Annotated in this window: 16 protein-coding genes; 13 read left to right on the forward strand and 3 right to left on the reverse strand. The window is 68.7% G+C overall.

The window, feature by feature from the left end:
* Positions 1–2 precede the first annotated feature (2 nt).
* The gene (locus K7G19_RS01600) at positions 3–989 is read right to left on the reverse strand and encodes a LysR substrate-binding domain-containing protein (RefSeq protein ID WP_226105382.1); all 987 of its coding nucleotides are present in this window, start codon (positions 987–989) and stop codon (positions 3–5) included.
* Positions 990–1,144: 155 nt separating this feature from the next.
* Between K7G19_RS01600 and K7G19_RS01605 the strand changes: the two genes are divergently transcribed.
* The 5 genes from K7G19_RS01605 (at position 1,145) to K7G19_RS01625 (ending at position 7,785) form a co-directional block, all read left to right on the forward strand.
* Positions 1,145–2,179: a tripartite tricarboxylate transporter substrate binding protein gene (locus K7G19_RS01605; RefSeq protein WP_226105384.1), complete on the forward strand. Its 1,035-nt coding sequence runs from the start codon at positions 1,145–1,147 to the stop codon at positions 2,177–2,179.
* A gap of 75 nt (positions 2,180–2,254) precedes the next feature.
* Positions 2,255–3,778 carry an altronate dehydratase family protein gene (locus tag K7G19_RS01610; protein ID WP_226105386.1) on the forward strand — a complete coding sequence of 508 codons (1,524 nt, stop codon included), beginning with the start codon at positions 2,255–2,257 and terminating at the stop codon, positions 3,776–3,778.
* Between the two features lie 142 nt (positions 3,779–3,920).
* Positions 3,921–5,396 carry an NAD-dependent succinate-semialdehyde dehydrogenase gene (locus tag K7G19_RS01615; RefSeq protein WP_226105387.1) on the forward strand — a complete coding sequence of 492 codons (1,476 nt, stop codon included), beginning with the start codon at positions 3,921–3,923 and terminating at the stop codon, positions 5,394–5,396.
* Between the two features lie 109 nt (positions 5,397–5,505).
* Positions 5,506–6,309, forward strand: coding sequence for a 4-hydroxy-2-oxoheptanedioate aldolase (gene hpaI / locus K7G19_RS01620; protein ID WP_226105389.1), 804 nt, complete (start codon positions 5,506–5,508; stop codon positions 6,307–6,309).
* Between the two features lie 24 nt (positions 6,310–6,333).
* The gene (locus tag K7G19_RS01625) at positions 6,334–7,785 is read left to right on the forward strand and encodes an FAD-binding oxidoreductase (protein ID WP_226105391.1); all 1,452 of its coding nucleotides are present in this window, start codon (positions 6,334–6,336) and stop codon (positions 7,783–7,785) included.
* A gap of 205 nt (positions 7,786–7,990) precedes the next feature.
* Here the strand turns inward: K7G19_RS01625 and K7G19_RS01630 are convergent, their stop codons facing one another.
* A complete protein-coding gene (locus K7G19_RS01630; protein WP_149318202.1) occupies positions 7,991–8,728 on the reverse strand; it encodes a type 1 glutamine amidotransferase domain-containing protein in 738 nt (245 codons plus the stop codon).
* Between the two features lie 217 nt (positions 8,729–8,945).
* Here K7G19_RS01630 and K7G19_RS01635 point away from each other — a divergent pair, with 217 nt between their 5' ends.
* The 8 genes from K7G19_RS01635 (at position 8,946) to K7G19_RS01670 (ending at position 18,787) form a co-directional block, all read left to right on the forward strand.
* Entirely contained in the window at positions 8,946–9,971 is a 1,026-nt protein-coding gene (locus K7G19_RS01635; protein WP_226105393.1) for a MurR/RpiR family transcriptional regulator, read from the forward strand.
* Positions 9,972–10,020: 49 nt separating this feature from the next.
* Positions 10,021–11,025 (forward strand): isoaspartyl peptidase/L-asparaginase family protein, encoded by a 1,005-nt coding sequence (locus K7G19_RS01640; RefSeq protein ID WP_226105395.1) that lies wholly within the window; start codon positions 10,021–10,023, stop codon positions 11,023–11,025.
* 31 nt (positions 11,026–11,056) lie between these two features.
* Positions 11,057–12,976, forward strand: a complete 1,920-nt coding sequence (locus K7G19_RS01645) for a dipeptide ABC transporter ATP-binding protein (protein WP_226105397.1) — start codon at positions 11,057–11,059, stop codon at positions 12,974–12,976.
* A gap of 147 nt (positions 12,977–13,123) precedes the next feature.
* Positions 13,124–14,689 (forward strand): glutathione ABC transporter substrate-binding protein GsiB, encoded by a 1,566-nt coding sequence (gene gsiB, locus K7G19_RS01650; protein ID WP_149318388.1) that lies wholly within the window; start codon positions 13,124–13,126, stop codon positions 14,687–14,689.
* Positions 14,690–14,836: 147 nt separating this feature from the next.
* Positions 14,837–15,757 (forward strand): glutathione ABC transporter permease GsiC, encoded by a 921-nt coding sequence (gene gsiC, locus K7G19_RS01655; RefSeq protein WP_149318206.1) that lies wholly within the window; start codon positions 14,837–14,839, stop codon positions 15,755–15,757.
* An 8-nt stretch (positions 15,758–15,765) separates the two neighbouring features.
* Positions 15,766–16,680 (forward strand): glutathione ABC transporter permease GsiD, encoded by a 915-nt coding sequence (gene gsiD, locus K7G19_RS01660; RefSeq protein WP_223819641.1) that lies wholly within the window; start codon positions 15,766–15,768, stop codon positions 16,678–16,680.
* Between the two features lie 15 nt (positions 16,681–16,695).
* Entirely contained in the window at positions 16,696–17,880 is a 1,185-nt protein-coding gene (locus K7G19_RS01665; protein WP_226105399.1) for a P1 family peptidase, read from the forward strand.
* 76 nt (positions 17,881–17,956) lie between these two features.
* Positions 17,957–18,787: a M55 family metallopeptidase gene (locus K7G19_RS01670; RefSeq protein ID WP_226105401.1), complete on the forward strand. Its 831-nt coding sequence runs from the start codon at positions 17,957–17,959 to the stop codon at positions 18,785–18,787.
* A gap of 189 nt (positions 18,788–18,976) precedes the next feature.
* Here the strand turns inward: K7G19_RS01670 and K7G19_RS01675 are convergent, their stop codons facing one another.
* The gene (locus tag K7G19_RS01675) at positions 18,977–20,581 is read right to left on the reverse strand and encodes an alkaline phosphatase (RefSeq protein ID WP_149318209.1); all 1,605 of its coding nucleotides are present in this window, start codon (positions 20,579–20,581) and stop codon (positions 18,977–18,979) included.
* Positions 20,582–20,700: the final 119 nt, after the last annotated feature.

The raw sequence follows: 20,700 nt of genomic DNA on the forward strand, positions 1-20,700 counted from the left end.
GATCATGTCCCGCGTCGTGCGCTCCGTCGCCGCGGCTTTTCCCCGGCGTCCATCTCCGCCGCCGCCAGCCGCAGGCAATCGATCAGATGCTCCGCGCTCGCGCCCAGCCCGGCCTCGCGCGATGCACGCAGCGTAATGATCCCGACCGGCGGCAGCTCGATCGGCACGGCGATATTCACCAGCTCGAGCCTGCCTTCGCTGGCGAACTGCTTCGCCACCGAGCGTGCCAGGAATCCGACGGCGTCGCGCTGCGTGACGAAGGTCGAGACCGCCAGATAGGACGAGGTCTCGATCCGGTCCGATGGCGGCTCCAGGCCCTGGGCGAGGAACGCCTGCTCCAGCTTGACCCGCAGCGAGGCCCAGGGCGGCGGCATCACGCAGGGCAGCTGCGCCAGGTCGGCCCAGCCGGCCTTGCGCTTGGCGGCGAGCGGATGCCCGGGCCGCACTACGGCCACCATCGGTTCGTTGTATAGCGCCTCGGTGGCCAGGTCCGGCGCCGCATAGCCCGGCTCCAGCCGGCCCACGATCAGGTCCAGTTCGGACAGCCGCAGCTTCGGCAGCAGATGCGTGAGATCGCCTTCCTCGATCAGCACGGTGGCCTGCGCCGAGCGCGACTTCAGCCGCGCGGTGGCGCGCGCCAGCAGCACCGGCAGCGCCGCGCCCATCGCGCCGACGCGCACGCGCCCGGCCGCGCCGGTGTCGACCGCCTCGATCTCCTCGCGCGTGCGATCGTATTGCGCCAGCACGCGGCGGGAGAAGCGGATCAGCGCTTCTCCCGCCGCGGTCGGCTCGGTGCCGCGGGTCGAGCGGGAGAACAGCACCAGGCCCAGCATCTTCTCGACCTCGGACAGCGTCTTGGACACCGCGGGCTGGCTGATCGACAGGAATTCGGCGGTCTTGCCGAGGTGGCGGAACTCGTCGAGCGCCACCAGCAACTGCAGATGGCGTAGCTTGATATTGGAGCGCAGCGCGCGGTCGATATGGGGCATGCCGCGCAGTCTACCTCGCGGCCTACTTAACGGAAAGGTTATGAAGCAATGACGATATTGGATTGGATCGTTATGTCGTTGCCGGACACAATGCCGCCCATGGCGTTGCCTCGATGCACGCCGGGCACCACCGATAACACAGTGCGAGGATGACAATGAACCAAGGTTCCCCCACCAATCCCGCGCGCCGCCGCCTGCTCCTCGGCGCCAGCGCCGGTGTTGCCACGGCCGCGGCGGCGGCTGCCACCGGTACCGCCGGCATGCTGCTGGCACGCGGCGCCAGTGCCGCCACCTATCCCGAACGTCCGATCACCTTCATCTGCCCGTGGCCGGTCGGCGGCACCGCCGACCAGTCGATGCGCGCGCTGTGCCAGGTCGCCTCGGGCATCCTGAAGCAATCGATCGTCGTCGAGAACCGCGCCGGCGCCTCGGGCATGATCGGCACCCGCGCGCTGGCGCGGGCCAAGCCGGACGGCTACACCATCGGCCAGATTCCGATCTCGGTAACGCGCTTCTCGCAGCTCGGCATGCTGGAGATCGATCCGCGCACCGAGCTGACCTATCTGGCGCGCACGTCGGGCCAGACCTTCGGCATCGCGGTGCCGGCCAGCTCGCCGTACAAGACGCTGCAGGAAGTCGTCGCGGCGGCCAAGGCCAATCCCGGCAAGCTGACCTATGCCCACGCCGGCATCGGCGGTGCGACCCATGTCGGCATGGAGCAGTTCGCGCTGGCCGCCGGCGTGCGTTTCAACGCGATCGCCTACAAGGGCGGCTCGGCTGCGCTGCAGGACGTGCTCGGCGGCCAGGTCGACCTGCTGGCCGATTCCAGCTCGTGGGCGCCACACGTCGAATCCGGCAAGCTTCGGCTGCTGGCGACCTGGGGGGAGCAGCGGACGCCGCGCTTCAAGGACACGCCGACGCTGCGCGAGCTCGGTTACGACGTCGTGGTCGAAGCGCCCAACGGCATCGGCGCACCGAAGGGGCTGGACCCGGCCATCGAGAAGCAGCTGCGCGACGCCTTCCGCGCCGCGGTCGCCAGCAAGGAATTCAGGCAGGTGGCCGCGCGCATCGACGCGCCGGTGATGTACCTCGATGGGCCCGACTACAAGAAGTACGTGGCGACGGTCTACGAGCAGGAGACCCAGCTGATCCAGCGGCTCAAGCTGAAGGAAATGCTGCAGCAGAGCTGATCCCGCAAGCCGCCGACCGCCGATTGCCGATTGCCGATTGCCGATTGCCCCCGCCAACCACAGGAATTGTTCGACGTGAACGTCAATGCCGTCATCCGCCTGCACGCCAATGACAACGTGCTGATCGCGCGCCAGGACCTGGCGCTGGGACAGCCGTTGCCCGAGCTTGGCGTGCGTGCGCGGGCCCAGGTGCCGGCCGGCCACAAGATCGCCGCGTGCGCGATCGCGAAGGGCGAGCCGGTGCGCAAGTACGACACCGTGATCGGCGTCGCCGACCGCGATATCGCGCCGGGCGAGCACGTGCATTCGCACAACCTGAAGCTGGTCGACTTTTATCGCGATCCGGCCTTCTGCACCGACGTGCGGCCGATCGACTATGTGCCCGAGGCCGAGCGCGCGACCTTCCAGGGCTTCGTGCGCGCCGACGGCCGCGTCGGCACGCGCAACTTCATCGGCATCCTGTCGTCGGTCAATTGCTCGGCCACGGTGATCCGGCATATCGCCGACCATTTCACGCGGGAGCGGCTCGTGGCCTATCCCAATGTCGATGGCGTGGTCGCGTTTGCGCATGGCACCGGCTGCGGCATGTCGTCGCCGAGCGAGCATTTCGATCTGTTGCGTCGCACGCTGGCCGGCTATGCGCGCCATCCGAATCTGGCCGGCGTGCTGATCGTGGGGCTTGGCTGCGAGCGCAATCAGGTCGCCTCGCTGGTCGAGTCGCAACAACTCGAGCCGGGCAGCCATCTGCATACGATGGTGATGCAGGACACCGGCGGCACGCGCGAGACCATCGCCGCCGGTATCCGCGCGATCGAGTCGATGCTGCCGGCAGCGAATGCAGCGCAACGCCAGCCGGTGTCCGCCAGCTATCTGAAGATCGGCCTGGAGTGCGGCGGCTCCGACGGGTTTTCCGGCATCACCGCCAATCCCGCATTGGGCGCGGCGATGGACATCCTGGTGCGCCACGGCGGCACCGCGATCCTGTCGGAAACGCCCGAGATCCATGGCGTCGAATACATGCTGACGCGGCGCGCCGTCACGCCGGAGGTCGGGCAGAAGCTGCTGGACCGGCTGGCCTGGTGGGAGCGCTATACCGCCGGACACAACGCGCAGTTCAACGGCGTGGTGGGCCACGGCAACCAGCAGGGCGGCCTCGCCAACATCTTCGAGAAGTCGCTGGGCTCCGCGATGAAGGGCGGCACCACGCCGCTGCAGGCGGTCTACCAGTACGCCGAGCCGATCGACAAGGCCGGCTTCGTCTTCATGGATTCGCCCGGCTATGACCCGGTCGCGGTCACCGGCCAGATCGCCAGCGGCGCCAACCTGATCTGCTTTACCACGGGCCGCGGCTCGATGTTCGGCTCCAAGCCCGCGCCGACGATCAAGCTGGCGTCCAACACGCCGATGTACCGGCGCCTGGCCGACGACATGGACATCAACTGCGGCGTCATCGTCGACGGCGAGCTGACCGTCGCCGAGATGGGGCAACGTATCTTCGAACATATCCTGCGTGTGGCCTCCGGCGACAAGACCCGCAGCGAGCTGCTCGGCCTGGGCGACAACGAGTTCGTGCCCTGGCATATGGGCATCGTCAGCTGATTGGCCATATGCGGTCGCTTGTGGCCGCCCGTGGCTGCTTGCGGCGGCTTTCGGCGTTTTCTTCGGCCGCATGCGGCCACCTACGCCCGCATGCGGCCGCGTCCACCCGCTTACCGTCCTTCTCCAAGACCTCCATCGCATCATGTCCCTGCAGCTTTCCCACGCCGCGCTGCTGCGCGGCCAGAACCTGATCGGCGCCCAGTGGCAACCTGCCGCGCGCGGTGAGCGCCTCGATGTCGCCAATCCCGCGGACGGCGCGACGCTGACGCAGGTTGCCGACAGCGGCGCCGAGGACGCGCGCCGCGCCGCCGATGCCGCGCACGCGGCTTTCGCCGACTGGAGCCGCCGCCCGGCCCGGGAGCGCGCGCGTCTGCTGCAGCGCTGGCATGCGCTGATCCTCGAGCACCAGGAAGACCTGGCGCGCATCATCTCGGCCGAGCAGGGCAAGCCGATGCACGAGAGCCGCGGCGAGGTGCAGTACGGCGCCGCGTACGTCGAATGGTTCGCGGCCGAGGCGGTCCGCATCTGCGGCGACATCGTGGCCGAGGCCGTGCCGGGCCGAAAGATGCTGGTGCTGAAGGAACCGGTCGGCGTGGTGGCGGCGATCACGCCGTGGAACTTTCCGCTGGCGATGATCGCGCGCAAGATCGCGCCGGCACTGGCGGCCGGCTGCACCGTGGTCGCCAAGCCGGCCGAGGACACGCCGCTGACCGCGCTGGCGCTGGTGTACCTGGCCGAGCTTGCCGGCGTGCCGGCGGGCGTGCTGAACATCGTCACTGCGTCGCGCGAACGCACGCCCGAGGTGGTCGACGTCTGGCTCGCCGACAGCCGCGTGCGCAAGATCACGTTCACCGGCTCGACGCCGGTCGGCAAGCACCTGGCGCGCGAATCCGCATCGACGCTGAAGAAGCTGTCGCTGGAGCTCGGCGGCAACGCGCCCTTTATCGTGTTCGAGGATGCGGACCTCGACGCCGCGGTCGAAGGGCTGATGGCATCGAAGTTTCGCAACGGCGGCCAGACCTGCGTCTGCCCGAACCGCATCTACGTGCACGAGGCCGTTCACGACGATTTCGTCGAACGGCTGGCTCGCCGCGTCGGGGCGCTGAAGGTCGGCGCGGCCAGCGAGGAGGGCTCGCAGATCGGCCCGATGATCAATGCGCGCGCGGTCGACAAGATCGCCCGCCATGTCGAGGATGCGGTGGCCCGGGGCGCGCGCGTCGTCACCGGCGGCAAGCGCGTGCGTACCGCGGACGGTCCGCACTACTACGCGCCCACCGTGCTGATCGGGGCCACGCCGCAGATGGCGTTGTCCTGCGAAGAAACCTTCGGCCCCGTCGCGCCGATCTTCCGCTTCGCGAGCGAGGACGAGGTGATCGGCCACGCCAACGACACGCCGTTTGGCCTTGCCGCCTACTTCTATTCAAACGATGTGCGCCGCATCTGGCGCGTCGCGCAGGCGCTGGAGACCGGCATCGTCGGCATCAACGAGGGCGCCATCGCGGCCGAGGCCGCGCCGTTCGGCGGCGTCAAGGAGTCCGGTTACGGGCGCGAGGGCTCGCGCCATGGACTGGACGATTACCTGCATTTGAAGTATTTGTGCCAGGGGCAACTGGACTGAGGCCGGCCGCAGCCGTAGAACGCCGCAGGAAACCCTCAAGGCCGTACAACGCCGTACAAGGCTCGGTCGCCAGGCCCATCGAACCCGCATTGCTTTGACAGGACCCGTCATGCCCGCATCCAATCCCTTCAAGACCGCATTGGCCGCCCGCCGGCCGCAAATCGGCCTGTGGCTGTCGATGGCCGAGCCGTATCTGGCCGAGGTCTCGGCCACCGCCGGCTTCGACTGGCTGCTGATCGACGGCGAGCACGCCCCCAACGATGTGCGCAGCATCCTGGCCCAGTTGCAGGCGGTCTCGGCCTATCCGAGCGCCCCTGTCGTGCGCGCCGTGGCAGGCGACGTGCCGCTGATCAAGCAGCTGCTCGATATCGGCGCGACCACGCTGCTGGTGCCGATGGTCGATACCGCCGAGCAGGCGCGCATGCTGGTCAGCGCGACGCGTTATCCGCCGCAGGGCATCCGCGGCGTCGGCAGCGCGGTGGCGCGTGCCTCGCGCTGGAGCGGCCGCACCGACTATCTCGATGTCGCCGATGACGAGGTCTGCCTGCTGGTGCAGGCCGAGACCGTGACCGCGCTGGCAAACCTGGAAGAGATCTGCGCGGTCGATGGCATCGACGGCGTCTTTATCGGACCGGCCGACCTGGCCGCATCGATGGGGCATCGCGGCAATCCCGGCCACCCGGAAGTGCAAGCGGCGATCGAGAACGCGATGCGCACCATCGTCGCCAGCGGCAAGGCCGCGGGCACGCTGACCTCCGATGCCGCGTTGGCGCGGTGCTATCTGGAGCTGGGCTGCACCTTCGTCGCCACCGGCGTCGACGTGCTGCTGTTCGCGAAGGCCGCGCGCCAGCTGGCCGCGTCCTTCCGAGAGGAAGGCGCCGTCCCCGCACAACGGCCGTCCGCCGCCTACTGAACGATTTCCCGATTTCTCCGCATCATGTCCCTGGATAGTTCCACACGCGACGCCACGCTGCGCGCGCTGCAAGCCATCGTCGGCGACAACGCCTGCCTCGTCGCCGACGCCGATACCGAGTCCTATGTCACCGACTACCGGCGCATCAGCCGCGGCAAGGCCAGCGTGGTGGTGCTGCCGTCGAGCACCGAGCAGGTCGCCGCGGTGATGGCGTGGTGCCATGCGCACGACGTGCCCGTGGTGCCGCAGGGCGGCAATACCTCGCTGATGGGCGGCGCGGTGCCGGACACGCGCGGCGATGCCGTGGTGCTGAACCTGAGCCGCATGAACCGCGTGCTGGCGATCGACACCGTCAACGACACGCTGACGGTGCAGGCCGGCGTGACGCTGGCCGCCGCCCGCGCCGCGGCCGAGGAGGGCGGGCGCCTGTTTCCGCTGCGCATCGGCTCCGAAGGCTCCTGCCAGATCGGCGGCAATCTGTCGACCAATGCCGGCGGTACCGCGGTGCTGCGCTACGGCAATATGCGCGATCTGGTGCTCGGCATCGAGGCGGTGCTGCCCGACGGGCGCATCTACTCGTCGCTGCGCGGCCTGCGCAAGGACAACACCGGCTACGACCTGAAGCACCTGTTCATCGGCGCCGAAGGGACGCTCGGCATCATCACCGCCGCCGTGCTGAAGCTGATGCCGCAGCCGCGCGCGAGCGCGGTGGCCTTCGTCGCGGTGGCGTCGCCGGATGCGGCCGTGCGCCTGCTGGGCGAGGCCAAGCGGCTGTCCGGGGGCGCGGTCACGGCGTTCGAGCTGATCTCGGGTCCGGCGCTCGACCTGGTGCTCGACTATCTGGGCAATGTCGCCTCGCCGCTGGCGCAGCGGCACGACTGGATGGTGCTGATCGAGTTGAGTTCGGGCGCGGACGCCGCCAGCCTCGAGGCGACGCTGCTCGAAATCCTCGAAAGCGGCTACGAACAGCAGCTGGTGCAGGATGCCGCGATCGCGGCCAGCGTTGCGGACGCGCAGACCTTCTGGCGCATCCGCGAGGAAATCTCGGACGCGCAGACGCGCACCGGCGGCAGCATCAAGTGCGATGTGTCGGTGCCGCTGTCGCGCATCGCGGACTTCGTCGACGAGGCCTCGCGTCGCGTGCTGGATCTGGTGCCCGACGCCCGCATGGTGATCTACGGCCATATGGGCGACGGCAACGTCCACTTCAATCCGCTGCGTCCGAAGGACGCCGACGCGAAGGCCTTCCTCGCGCAGTGGTACAAGCCGGTATCCGATCTGGTCGATGGCCTGGCCCACGGCGAAGGCGGCTCGATCTCGGCCGAGCATGGCATCGGCGCGGTCAAGCGCGACGACCTGCGGCGCTACAAGTCGGAGGTCGAGCTCGAGCTGATGTGGCAGGTCAAGCGGGCGCTGGACCCGAAGAATCTGATGAATCCAGGCAGGGTGTTGCCGGCGATGGGCGAGGACGGTTGAGCTTTCGGGCCGCCGCGCTGGTGTTCAGGCGGCGGCCTCGAGCCGGCGCGTTCGAGCTGGCAGGCTCAGGCTGGCACTTTCGAGCCGGGCCGTTCGAGCCGGCAGGCTCGGGGTGGCACTTTCGAGTCCGGCCGTTCGAGCTGGCAGGCTCAGGCTGGCACTTTAGAGTCCGGTCGTTCGAGCTGGCATGTTCAAGCCGGGCCGTTCAAGCCGGCTCGGCCGCCGGCTCCGACAGCCGCAGCGTGCGCAGCACCGCCTTGGCCACGCCATACGCGCTGCCCGGGTTCTGTCCGGTGATCAGGCGCCCGTCCTCGACCACATAAGGCGCGAAGGGCAGCATCGCCTTGCTGTATTGCGCGCCGCGCTTGCCGAGCTCCTGTTCGAGCCCGAACGGCACCGCAAAGTCGCGCTTGGCCATGATCTCCTCGTTCCACGAGAAGCCGGTCACGCGCTTGCCCTGCACCAGCAGCTCGCCATTGCCGAGCCTGACGTCCAGCAGGCCGGCCGGGCCGTGGCACACCGCGGCCACCACGCGACCCTGCTCGTACATCGCCGCGATCAGCCGCGCCAGCGACTCGCAGCCGGGGAAGTCGAACATCACGCCATGCCCGCCGGTCAGGTAGATGGCATCGAACTCGCCCGGATCGACCGACGCCACGTTGACCGTGTCGTTCAGCAGGTCCATGAAGATCCGGTCCTCATAGCGTTTGAAAACACTGCTGCGCATGCCGGCACTTCGTGCAAGTTCCGACAGCATCAGGCTCTCGGGATCGATCGGGATCATGCCGCCCGACGGCGACGCCAGCTGCAGCGTATGGCCCGCTTCCTCGGCCACATCCCAGAAGTGCGTGAGTTCGCTGAGCCACAGGCCGGTACGAAAGCCCACTTTTTGATACTGGTCGACGTTGGTCGCGACCACCAGGATTCGGCGTTGCGCTGGCATGGGTGCCTCCTGTTTTTCGGGGGAAGTTCGAAAGCTGCAAGAAGCGTTCCGCAGGTTCGGCGGCGGACCCAGGGCGCTCGTCCAGCAATGGCGAGGTCGGGGTTAACCCTTGCTCTCGTAAACTCTATTTTCATGGCACGGCTATTGCGTGTAAATTTGTTTACATCGATAGCTGTTTGCCGGATGCACCAGATTGCGCCCGGCCCACCGCAGAGCCATGACTGCTTCCCGTCCGGACCCGGCCGCCAGGCCGGACGATTCCGCGCCAGACGCCGCGCCCGAGACCACGGTCTCGCAGCGCATCGCGAAGGTGTTTCCGTCGCTGACGCCGGCGCACCAGCGCATGGCGGATTACGTGCTGGCCAACCCGTTCCGCGCGGCGACGATGCGCATCGACGAGTTCGCGCAGGCGGTGCAGGTGTCGGTGGCGACGGCGAACCGCTTTGCCCATGCGCTGGGCTTCGACGGGTACCCGCAGTTCCGCGCCGAACTGGTGCGCGGGTTCGAGGCCACGCTGGCGCCGGTCGAGAAGCTGCGCACCGAACTGGAGCGCCCGGCCACCGTCACCGAAATCATCGCGGCCTCGCTGGAGGAGAACGAGCGCAACCTGCAGGCGACCCGCCGCGCGCTCGATGCCGATGCCTGCGAACGCGCGGTGACGGCGATCCTCGAGGCCGAGCATGTCTATGTGCTGGGCTTCGGCGCGAGCGGCTATCTGGCCGGCCTGCTGCAGCACGGGCTCGACATGTACTGCCGCACGGTGATCACGGTCGCCGGCGTCGGCGGCGCGTCGACGGCGGCGCGGCAGCTGTTCAAGCTGACCAGCCGCGATCTGGTGATTCCGATTGCTTTTCCCCGCTATGTCTATGACAGCGTCGCGCTGACCGAGCGCGCCCGCGCCCACGGTGCCCGCATCCTGGCGCTGACCGACGGGCCGACCTCGCCGCTGGCGCCGTTTGCCGATATCGCGCTGTATGTCAGCGCCGGCCGGCAGCTGTCGCCGAACTCGGATGCGGCCGTGCTGGCGATGATCGAGGCGCTGTGCGGCGCGGTGGCACACCGCGCCACCGGCTCGGTCAAGGCCGCCGCCGACATGACCGAATTCGTGCTGCCCTGGCTGCATCAGACCCATGCCCGCGGCGATTCCAGCCGCACCGCCGCGGCGGGCGACACGCAGACCAAGCCCCGTCCGGGGTCCGGCAAGGCGCCACGGCGCCGGCGCCCGGACCCCGGCACCGAATAACGCTCCCGAGCCTCACCGAGTTGCCTGCCGTGCAGGCCGACACAGCACCATGAACGCAGACCGATCGACCTCCAAGCCCACGCCCGTGATCGCCATCCATGGCGGGGCCGGCACCATCACCCGCGCCGCGATGGACGCGGACAAGGAAGCCCAATACATCGCCGCGCTCGAACAGGCCCTGCGCGCGGGCCAGCGCCTGCTGGCGGACGGCGCCAGCGCCGTCGATGCCGTGACCGAAGCGGTGCGGCTGCTCGAGGACTGTCCGCTGTTCAATGCCGGCAAGGGCGCCGTGCTGACCAATGCCGGCACCTATGAACTCGACGCCGCGGTAATGGACGGCGCCACCCGCGACGCCGGCGCGGTGGCCTGCGTCAAGCGCCTGCGCAATCCGGTGCTGGCGGCGCGCGCCGTGATGGAACGCAGCGAGCATGTGCTGTTCGCCGCCGACGGCGCGGAAGCCTTCGCGCAGGCGCAGGGCCTGCCGCTGGTCGAGGCGGATTACTACTACACGCCCGAGCGCCATGCGCAATGGCAACGCGCCCGCGCGGGCAGCGGCATGGCCCTGCTCGATCACGACGCCGCCGCGCTGGCCGCGCGCGCCGACGCCGATGAGGCGGGCGGCGAGCCGCTCGATCCCGGCACCAAGTTCGGCACCGTCGGCGCGGTCGCGCTCGACGCCCAGGGCCGGCTCGCCGCGGCAACGTCCACCGGCGGCATCACCAACAAGCAGCTGGGCCGCGTCGGCGATACGCCGGTGATCGGCGCCGGCTGCTATGCCGACGAACTGGTGGCGGTGTCGACCACCGGCACCGGAGAGATGTTCATCCGCGCCGTGGCCGCCTACGACATCTCGGCGCGCATGCGCTATGCCGGCAGCTCGCTGGAGGCCGCGACGCACGCGGTCGTGATGCACAGCCTGCCGGCGATCCAGGGCCGGGGCGGGCTGGTGGCGATCGACGCGGCCGGTAATGTCGCGCTGCCGTTCAACACCGAAGGCATGTACCGCGGTCATGCCCGCGTTGGCGAGCCGGTCCACGTGGCGATCTACCGCTGACCCCATGCCCGCAGGTTTCGAGGAACACTCCATGGCTACATCGTCTTCCACGTCTTCCGCGCCTTCCGCATCCCGCCTCGCGCTGCCGCCGCAGCGCGTCGTGTCCGTCAACGACCTGACGGTGCGCTTCGCCACCTCCGAACGCACCGTCGAAGCCGTGCGCGGCCTGTCCTTCCATATCGACCGCGGCGAAACGCTGGCGGTGGTCGGCGAGTCGGGCTCCGGCAAGTCGGTGACCTCGCTGGCGCTGATGCGCCTGGTCGAACAAGGCGGCGGGCGCCTGGCCAGCGGCAGCATGCTGCTGCGCCGCCGTGGCGGCGAGGTGCTCGACCTCGCCAGCGCGGACGCCGGCACGATGCGCGGCATCCGCGGTGCCGATATCGCGATGATCTTCCAGGAGCCGATGACCTCGCTCAATCCGGTGTTCCCGGTCGGCGAGCAGATCGCGGAATCGATCCGCCTGCATCAGAACAAGAGCCGCGCGGCGGCCCGCGCCGAGGCGTTGCGCATGCTCGAACTGGTGCGCATCCCCGAGGCGCGCCGCGTGCTGGACCGCTATCCGCATCAGCTGTCCGGCGGCATGCGCCAGCGCGTGATGATCGCGATGGCGCTGTCGTGCCGGCCCGCGCTGCTGATCGCCGACGAGCCGACCACCGCGCTGGACGTCACCATCCAGGCCGAGATCCTGCAGCTGATCCGCAATCTGCAGGCCGAGATGCAGATGGGCGTGCTGTTCATCACGCACGACATGGGCGTGGTGGCCGAAATGGCGGACCGCGTGCTGGTGATGTACCGCGGCGAGAAGGTCGAGGAGGGCGACGCGCCGACCGTGTTCGCGCGGCCCGCGCACCCCTACACGCGCGCACTGCTGTCCGCGGTGCCCAAGCTCGGCGCGATGGCAGGCACCGATCTGCCGGCCAAGTTTCCGCTGGTGCGGGTGGAGGGCGGCGATGGGCATGCGAGCGCCGAAGTCCCCGGCGAAAGACCGGCCGCGGCCACGCGTCCCGATGCCTCGGCCCAGCCGATCCTGCGCGTGCGCGATCTCGTGACCCGCTTCGACGTGCCGGGCGGGCTGTTCGGACGGCCGACGCGCCGCGTGCATGCGGTCGAGCGCGTCAGCTTCGACCTGTATCCCGGCGAGACGCTGGCGCTGGTCGGCGAATCGGGCTGCGGCAAATCGACGACGGGCCGCTCGCTGCTGCGCCTGGTCGAAAGCCAGAGCGGCACCATCGAATTCGCCGGCCAGAACATCGGCGAACTGTCGGGGCCCGCGCTGCAGAGCCTGCGCCGCAATATCCAGTTCATTTTCCAGGACCCGTTCGCCTCGCTCGATCCGCGCGTGCCGGTCGGCTATTCGATCATGGAGCCGCTGCTGGTGCACAAGGTCGCCAGCGGCAAGGAGGCCGAGCAGCGCGTGGCCTGGCTGCTCGACAAGGTCGGCCTGTCACCTGCCCATGCCGCCCGCTATCCGCACGAGTTCTCGGGCGGCCAGCGCCAGCGCATCTGCATCGCGCGCGCCCTGGCGCTGAACCCGAAGGTCGTGATCGCCGACGAGTCGGTGTCCGCGCTGGACGTCTCGATCCAGGCGCAGATCGTCAACCTGATGCTCGACCTGCAGCGCGAGATGGGCATCGCCTTCCTGTTCATCTCGCACGATATGGCGGTGGTCGAACGCGTCAGCCACCGGGTCGCGGTGATGTATCTGGGGCAGATCGTCGAGATCGGCCCGCGCCGCGCGATCTTCGAGAACCCGCAGCATCCCTATACGAAGAAGCTGATGTCGGCGGTACCGGTGGCCGACCCCGCGCGCCGGCATCTGCGGCGCGAGCCGCAGGTCGACGAGCTGCCGAGCCCGATCCGCGCGATCGGCGACGAGCCGGTGGTGCAGCCGCTGGTGGCCGTCGCCCCGGACCACTTCGTTGCGCGGCACGCCGTCGGCGGCGCCTATTGAGGCTGCCCGCGCCAACCCGCATTGTGCCGACCCGTATTGAGCCAACCGTGTTGGGCCAACCGTATTGAGCCAACCCGGGCTGCAAGGCCGCCAAGAGCCGACCCAGCCCGATCACCCTGCCAGTCTTACCAAGGAGAATCGACAATGATGCAAGCCAGTTTGTCCCGACGTGGCGCCGCGCGCCTGATTGCCGGCGGCCTGCTGATGGCCGCGTTTGCGGCCGGACCGGCCTTCGCCGCCAAGGACGCGGTGATGGCGGTGGCCTCTACCTTCACCACGCTCGATCCCTACGATTCGAACGACACGCTGTCGCAGGCGGTCTCCAAGAGCTTCTACCAGGGCCTGTTCGGCCTGGACAAGGACATGAAGCTGGTCAACGTGCTGGCCGACAGCTATGACGTCAGCAAGGACGGACTGGTCTACACCATCAAGGTCAGGAAGGGCGTCAAGTTCCACGACGGCACCAGCTTCGACGCCACCGCCGTCAAGGCCAATCTGGACCGCGTCACCGATCCGGCCAACAAGCTCAAGCGCTACACGCTGTTCAACCGCGTCGCGCGCACCGACGTGGTCGACCCGACCACCGTCAAGATCACGCTGAAGGAGCCGTTCTCGCCGTTCATCAACGTGCTGGCGCACCCGTCGGCCGTGATGATTTCGCCGACCGCGCTGAAGAAGTACGGCAAGGACATCGCCTTCCACCCGGTCGGCACCGGTCCCTTCGAATTCGTCGAGTGGAAGCAGCCCGACCACTTGCGCGGCAAGAAGTTTGCCGGCTACTGGAAGAGCGGCCTGCCGAAGATCGACACGATCACCTGGAAGCCGGTGGTCGACAACAACAGCCGCTCGGCCATCATGCAGACCGGCGAGGCCGACTTCGCCTTCAGCATTCCGTTCGAGCAGGCCGCGGTGCTGAAAGCCAGCCCGAAGGTCGACCTGATCGCGGCGCCGTCGATCATCCAGCGCTACCTGTCGCTCAATACGCAGGTCAAGCCGTTCAACGATCCCAAGGTGCGCCAGGCGATCAACTACGCGATCAACAAGCAGGCGCTGGCCAAGGTGGCGTTCGCCGGCTATGCGGTGCCGGCCGAAGGCGTGGTGCCGCCGGGCGTCGATTTCGCCGAGAAGCTGGGCCCGTGGCCGTACGATCCGGCCAAGGCGCGCGCGCTGCTGAAGGAAGCCGGCTATCCGAACGGCTTCGAAACCACGCTGTGGTCCGCCTATAACCACACCACCGCGCAGAAGGTGATCCAGTTCGTGCAGCAGCAGCTGCAGCAGGTCGGCATCAAGGCCTCGGTGCAGGCGCTCGAGGCCGGCCAGCGCGTCGAGAAGGTCGAGAGCGTGCCCAGGCCCGAGGACGCCGGCGTGCGCATGTACTACGTCGGCTGGTCATCGTCGACCGGCGAATCGGACTGGGCGCTGCGTCCGCTGCTGGCGTCCGAATCGATGCCGCCCAAGCTGCTGAATACCGCGTACTACAAGAACGACCAGGTCGATGCCGACATCGCCGGCGCGCTGCGTACCACCGACCGCAACGAGAAGGCGCGGCTGTACAAGGACGCGCAGCAGCGCATCTGGGCCGACGCCCCGTGGGCCTTCCTGGTGACCGAGCAGGTGCTGTATGCCCGCAGCAAGCGGCTGAGCGGCGCCTATGTGATGCCGGACGGCTCGTTCGAGTTCGAGAACATCGATATCAAGAGCAGCTCGCAGTAAGCCGCGCAGCGCCGCCCGCCCCAGGTATGCGGGGGCGGGGCGGGCGGCCGGCGGTCTTTTGCGGCCATCCTCATTGCCATTGTTGCAAGCCCCCCGGTGTCCGCGCCGGTCGCCGATTGCTGATCGGCGCGGACCCACGGAGTCGTCATGTTGAATTACTTTCTGAAGCGCGTGCTGGGCGTGGTGCCGACGATGCTGATCGTCGCGGTGCTGGTCTTCCTGTTCGTGCATTTGCTGCCCGGCGATCCGGCGCGGCTCGCCGCGGGACCGGAGGCCGATGCCGCCACCGTCGAACTGGTCCGCAAGGACCTGGGCCTGGACAAGCCGCTGCACGAGCAGTTCGTCACCTTCTTCGGCAATGCGCTGCAAGGGGAGTTCGGCAACTCGCTGCGCACCAAGCGCCCGGTCAGCGAGGAGATCGGCGACCGTTTCTTCCCGACGCTGTGGCTGACCGTCGCCTCGATGCTGTGGGCCGTGGTGTTCGGCATGCTGATCGGCATCGGCTCGGCGGTCTGGCGCAATCGCTGGCCGGACCGCATCGGCATGACGCTGGCGGTGTCGGGCATCTCGTTCCCGGCCTTCGCCCTCGGCATGCTGCTGATGGAGATCTTCTCGGTCCAGCTCGGCTGGCTGCCGTCGATCGGCGCGGAAAGCTGGAAGCACTACATCCTGCCGTCGCTGACGCTCGGCGCCGCCGTGGCCGCCGTGATGGCGCGCTTTACGCGGGCATCGTTCGTCGAGGTGCTGCAGGAAGATTACGTGCGTACGGCGCGCGCCAAGGGCGTGCGCGAGTCGCTGGTGGTCGCCAAGCACTGCCTGCGCAACGCAATGATCCCGGTCGTCACGATGATGGGCCTGCAGTTCGGCTTCCTGCTGGGCGGCTCGATCGTCGTCGAGAAGGTGTTCAACTGGCCCGGCCTCGGCCGGCTGCTGGTCGATGCCGTCGAGATGCGCGACTACCCGGTGATCCAGGCCGAGGTGCTGCTGTTCTCGCTCGAATTCATCCTGATCAATCTGGTGGTGGATCTGCTGTATACGGTGATCAACCCCACCATCCGCTACAAGTGAGGCCGTCCATGACCGAGCTATCGACCGTGGCCAACGAGGCCGCCGTGCCGGGCGCGGCGGCGCAGGCCGAGCCCGTCCGCACGCCGTGGAGCGAATTCTGGCGCAAGTTCCGCCGCCAGCATCTGGCGCTGGCCGCCGGTGTGTTCGTGATCCTGCTGGTGATCGTCGCCGTGCTGTCGCCGCAGCTGGTGCCCTACGATCCCGAGAACTACTTCGACTACGACGCGCTGAACGCCGGGCCGTCGGCGGCGCACTGGTTCGGCGTCGATTCGCTGGGCCGCGACATCTTCAGCCGCATCCTGGCCGGCACGCGCATCTCGCTTGCCGCCGGCTTCTTCTCGGTGATCGTCGGCGCCATCGTCGGCACGCTGCTGGGCCTGCTGGCTGGTTACTACGAGGGCTGGTGGGACCGGATCGTGATGCGGATCTCCGACGTGCTGTTCGCGTTTCCGGGCATCCTGCTGGCGATCGGCATCGTCGCCATCCTGGGCAACGGCATGGTCAACGTGGTCTTCGCGGTGGCGATCTTCAGCATCCCGGCGTTCGCGCGGCTGGTGCGGGGCAACACGCTGATGCTCAAGCGGCTGACCTATATCGAGGCCGCACGCAGCATCGGCGCGTCCGACTGGACCATCCTGATGCGGCATATCCTGCCGGGCACGATCTCGTCGATCGTCGTCTATTTCTCGATGCGGATCGGCACCTCGATCATCACCGCGGCCAGCCTGTCCTTCCTCGGCCTGGGCGCGCAGCCGCCGACGCCCGAGTGGGGCGCGATGCTGAACGAGGCGCGCGCCGACATGGTGACGGCCCCGCATGTGGCGATCTTTCCCAGCCTGGCGATCTTCCTGACCGTGCTCGCGTTCAACCTGCTGGGCGACGGGCTGCGCGACGCGCTCGATCCGAAGATCGATCGCCGCTGACGGAGGGCCATCGCGATGCCGCACGAACCCTCCGCCGCGCCGGACTCGCCTGCACCGGGCGTTCCTCCGCATATCGGCGACCTGCCGGCGGGCGCACGCAATGCGATCACCGATGTGCCGGGCGTTCGCGTGGGCCATTGCACGCTGGCCGATGGCGCGGTGCAGACCGGCGTCACGGTGGTGCTGCCGCACGCCGGCGATCCGTATCTGGACAAGGTGCCGGCCGCGGCCGCGGTGATCAACGGCTTCGGCAAGAGCATCGGGCTGGTGCAGGTCGACGAGCTTGGTGTACTGGAGACGCCGATCGCGCTGACCAACACCTTTGCGGTCGGCGCCGTGGCGCAGGCGCAGATCCGGCAGGCGATCGCGGCCCACGCCGAGATCGGCCGCGGCTGGCCCACCGTCAATCCGCTGGTGTTCGAATGCAATGACGGCTATCTGAACGACATCCAGGCGATGCCCATCGGCGAAACGCACTATCGGCAGGCCTGCGCCGCGGCCGGCGCCGATGTTGCGCAGGGCGCGGTCGGGGCAGGGCGCGGCATGTCGGCGTTCGGCGTCAAGGGCGGCATCGGCACGGCGTCGCGGCTTGCGGGGCCTTATCGCGTGGGTGCGCTGGTGCTGGCGAACTACGGCACGCCGGCGATGCTGACGGTCGCCGGCAGGCGGGTCGGTGCCGAACTGGCGCAGCGGCTGGCCGCGCCCACTGCAACGGACGCCGCCACAACGAACGCCGCCACAACGAACGCCGCCGCAACGGACGCTGCGCCCGCTGCAACGGACGCGGGGCGGGCCGCAACGGACGCCGCGCAGACTGCCGCTGACGCCAGGCCGGAGAAGGGCTCGATCATCATGATCGTCGCCACCGACGCGCCGCTCGATTCCCGCCAGCTGGGACGACTGGCGCGGCGTGCCGGCGCGGGGCTGGCACGCACCGGATCGGTCTACGGTCATGGCTCCGGCGATATCGCGCTGGCCTTCAGCACCGCCTATACCGTGCCGCACGACGCCGCCACGCCGATGCCGGCCGTCGCGATGGTCCACGAGACCGAGCTCGATCCGCTGTTCCACGCCGTAGCCGACAGCGTCGAGCAGGCCATCCTGCATGCGCTGTGGCACGCCGAGACCGTCAGCGGCCGCGACGGCCATTGCCGCCGCAGCCTGCTGTCGTGGATGCCTGAATTGAATTTTGCCGACTGAACCGCGCACGCCGCCGCTGCGCCGGCGCGCGCCATTCCTGCGTGCGTCGCCGCTGCGTTTTGCGCGCGCCATTCCCATGAAGATCCTGATCTCCACCGATATCGAGGGCGTCGCCGGCGTCTTCCATCTCGAACAGACACGCCCGGGCAATGGCGAGTACGAGCGCGCCCGCGCCTGGATGACGCGCGAAGCCGACGCCGCGGCGCGGGGCGCCTTCGCGGCCGGGGCCGAGGCCGTCTGGGTCAACGACTCGCATGGGGGCTTTCGCAACCTGCTGCCGGACCTGCTGGACCCGCGTGTGCGCATCGTGCTAGGCAAGCCGCGCTACGCCGGCATGATGAGCGGGATCGAGCAGGATTGCGACGGCGTGCTGATGATCGGCTATCACGGCCGCGCGCAAGGCCGCGGCATCCTGGCGCATACGATCAACAGCAGCGCGTTCGCCAGCGTGACGATCGGCGGCATCGAACTCGGCGAAGCGGGGCTGTACGCCGCGCTGGCGGGCGAGGCCGATGTGCCGGTGCTGATGGCGAGCGGCGACGATGTCTTCGTCGAGGAAACGTCGGCGCTGATGCCGTGGGTGCGCTACGTGGCCACCAAGCGCGCGCAGGGGCAGGGCAGCGGGGATTCGATGACGCCCGCCGCCGCCTGCGAGGCGATCGGCGCGGCCGCGCAAGCCGCGGTCCGCGCGCTGCGGACCGATCCGGCCGGGGCCCGGCCCTTCACCATTCCTGGCCCCGTCACGTGCCAATTGCGCACCCTGACGCCCGCACACGCCGACCTGTTCTGCCAATGGCCCACGCTGCGGCGGCTCGATGGCGTCACGCTGAGTTTCGATGCGCCCAGCGTAACCGACGCGGTGCGCATGCTGAACTGCCTGTCGGCGATGTCGTTCATGCTGCGGTAGCGGCGAATGGGGCAGCGTGGGTTTTCTCCCCTCTCCCGCTTGCGGGAGAGGGGCGGGAGAGAGGGCAAACGGCAGCCGCCATGTCGCTGCAGTTTGAAACCACCTCCTTCTCCCAACCCTCTCCCCCGTGAGGGGGAGGGAGAATTCCGCCGGCAAGAATCAGTGCCGGCGGTCCGCCGGCGCCCAACCTCAAGCCACCGGCAACGTCTTGCTGAACACGCTGACGCCATCGAGGTCGCGCAGGTCCACCGTCAGGGCCTTCGTCGACGGATCGATATTGACTTCGCCGAAGAACTGGAAGCCCGAATAGGGCGACAGGTTCGCCTGGCCCGCGGGCGGCGCCTTCTGGAAGACCAGCTGCGGGCCGAAGGTGGCGTCGAGCTGGTTGGGGCCGAAGGTCCCGGCGTTCAGCGGGCCGGCCACGAACTCCCAGAACGGCGAGAAATCGGTGAACTGTGCCTTCGACGGATCGTAGTAGTGCGCGGCGCAATAGTGCACGTCGGCGGTCAGCCAGACCACATTGGGCACGCCCTTGATGGCGCGCAGCAGCCGCGCGGTTTCCAGCTCGCGGCCCAGCGCCGCGCCGTCGTTGCCGTTGGCGATCGCTTCCCAGCGGGCGTTGCCGGCCGCGTCCTTGCCGTCCGGCACCCACAGGCCGATCGGCATGTCGGCGGCGATGATCTTCCACGTGGCCTGCGATTGCTTCACGCCGTTGACCAGCCATTCCAGCTGCTCGTTGCCGAGGAACACCGTGTCGCCGTTCTCGGTGGTCTGCAGGTTGGCGGTATTGCCGCCACGATACGTGCGCATGTCGAGGACGAACACGTCCAGCAGCGGCCCGTAGGAAACCTTGCGATAGAGCGTTTGCTCCGCCGCGGTGCTGCCGATCCGCATCGGCGCGTATTCGCGGAACGCCTGGGTGGCGCGGGCGACCAGCGTGGCGATGTTCTTCTCGGTGTAGCGCGCGTCGGCGCTCAGGTCCTTGGTCGGCGACCAGTTGTTGGTGACCTCGTGATCGTCCCATTGCCAGATCTGCGGCACCTCGGCCGAGAAGCGGCGCACGTTCTCGTCCATCAGGTTGTAGCGATAGCGGCCGCGGTATTCGTCCAGCGTTTCGGCGACCTTGGAGACCTCCGGCGTCACCAGGTTCTTCCACACGCGGCCGTTCTCGGCGGTGGCCTCGGCCAGGATCGGGCCGTCCGCGTAGATCGTGTCGCCGCTGTGCAGGAAGAAGTCCGGCTCGCGGCGGCGCATCGCCTCGAAGATCTTCATGCCGCCGAACTCGGTATTGATGCCCCAGCCCTGGCCCGCGACGTCGCCACCCCAGACGAAGCGCACGGGGCGATTGGCGTCGGTACGCGGGATCGTGCGGAACTGGCCCGGCACCACCACGCCGGTCGCGCGCGGATTGTCGATGCTGTCACAGGCTACGCGCAGGAAGATCGATTCGCCGGCCGGCAGGCCCGACAGCTCCACGCGGCCGGTGAAATCGGACGCGGCGCTGACGGTGGGGCCGAGCACCTTGCGCGGATTGCGGAAGCTGTCGGTGGTGTCGTACTCCACGCGCAGCTGCGCGGCGCGGTCGGCGCGCGCCCAGACCACCGCGCGTCCATCGCCCACATCGCCGATCTGGATGCCGTACGGCAGCTTGGGCCGCTCGCTGTCGGGCACGATGACCGCCGGCGCCTCGGGCGAGTCGTCGGAGCCGCAGGCGGTCAGGCCGAGGCTGGTGCCGAGGCCGAGCGCGCCGGTGTGGATCAGGAAACGTCGACGGGGGTAGGGGGATCGGGTCATGTCCTGCCTCTCGGGTGTGGGGAAGGGAAAGGCAGGACCTTAGCGGGCGATTGCGAAAGAATGATGAAAGCCGGCGCCGGCCGGGACAGGCGTGCGGCGGACGCGCGGCAGACGCGAGG

This window comes from Cupriavidus sp. DB3 (assembly GCF_020418465.1).
Classification (GTDB): domain Bacteria; phylum Pseudomonadota; class Gammaproteobacteria; order Burkholderiales; family Burkholderiaceae; genus Cupriavidus; species Cupriavidus cauae.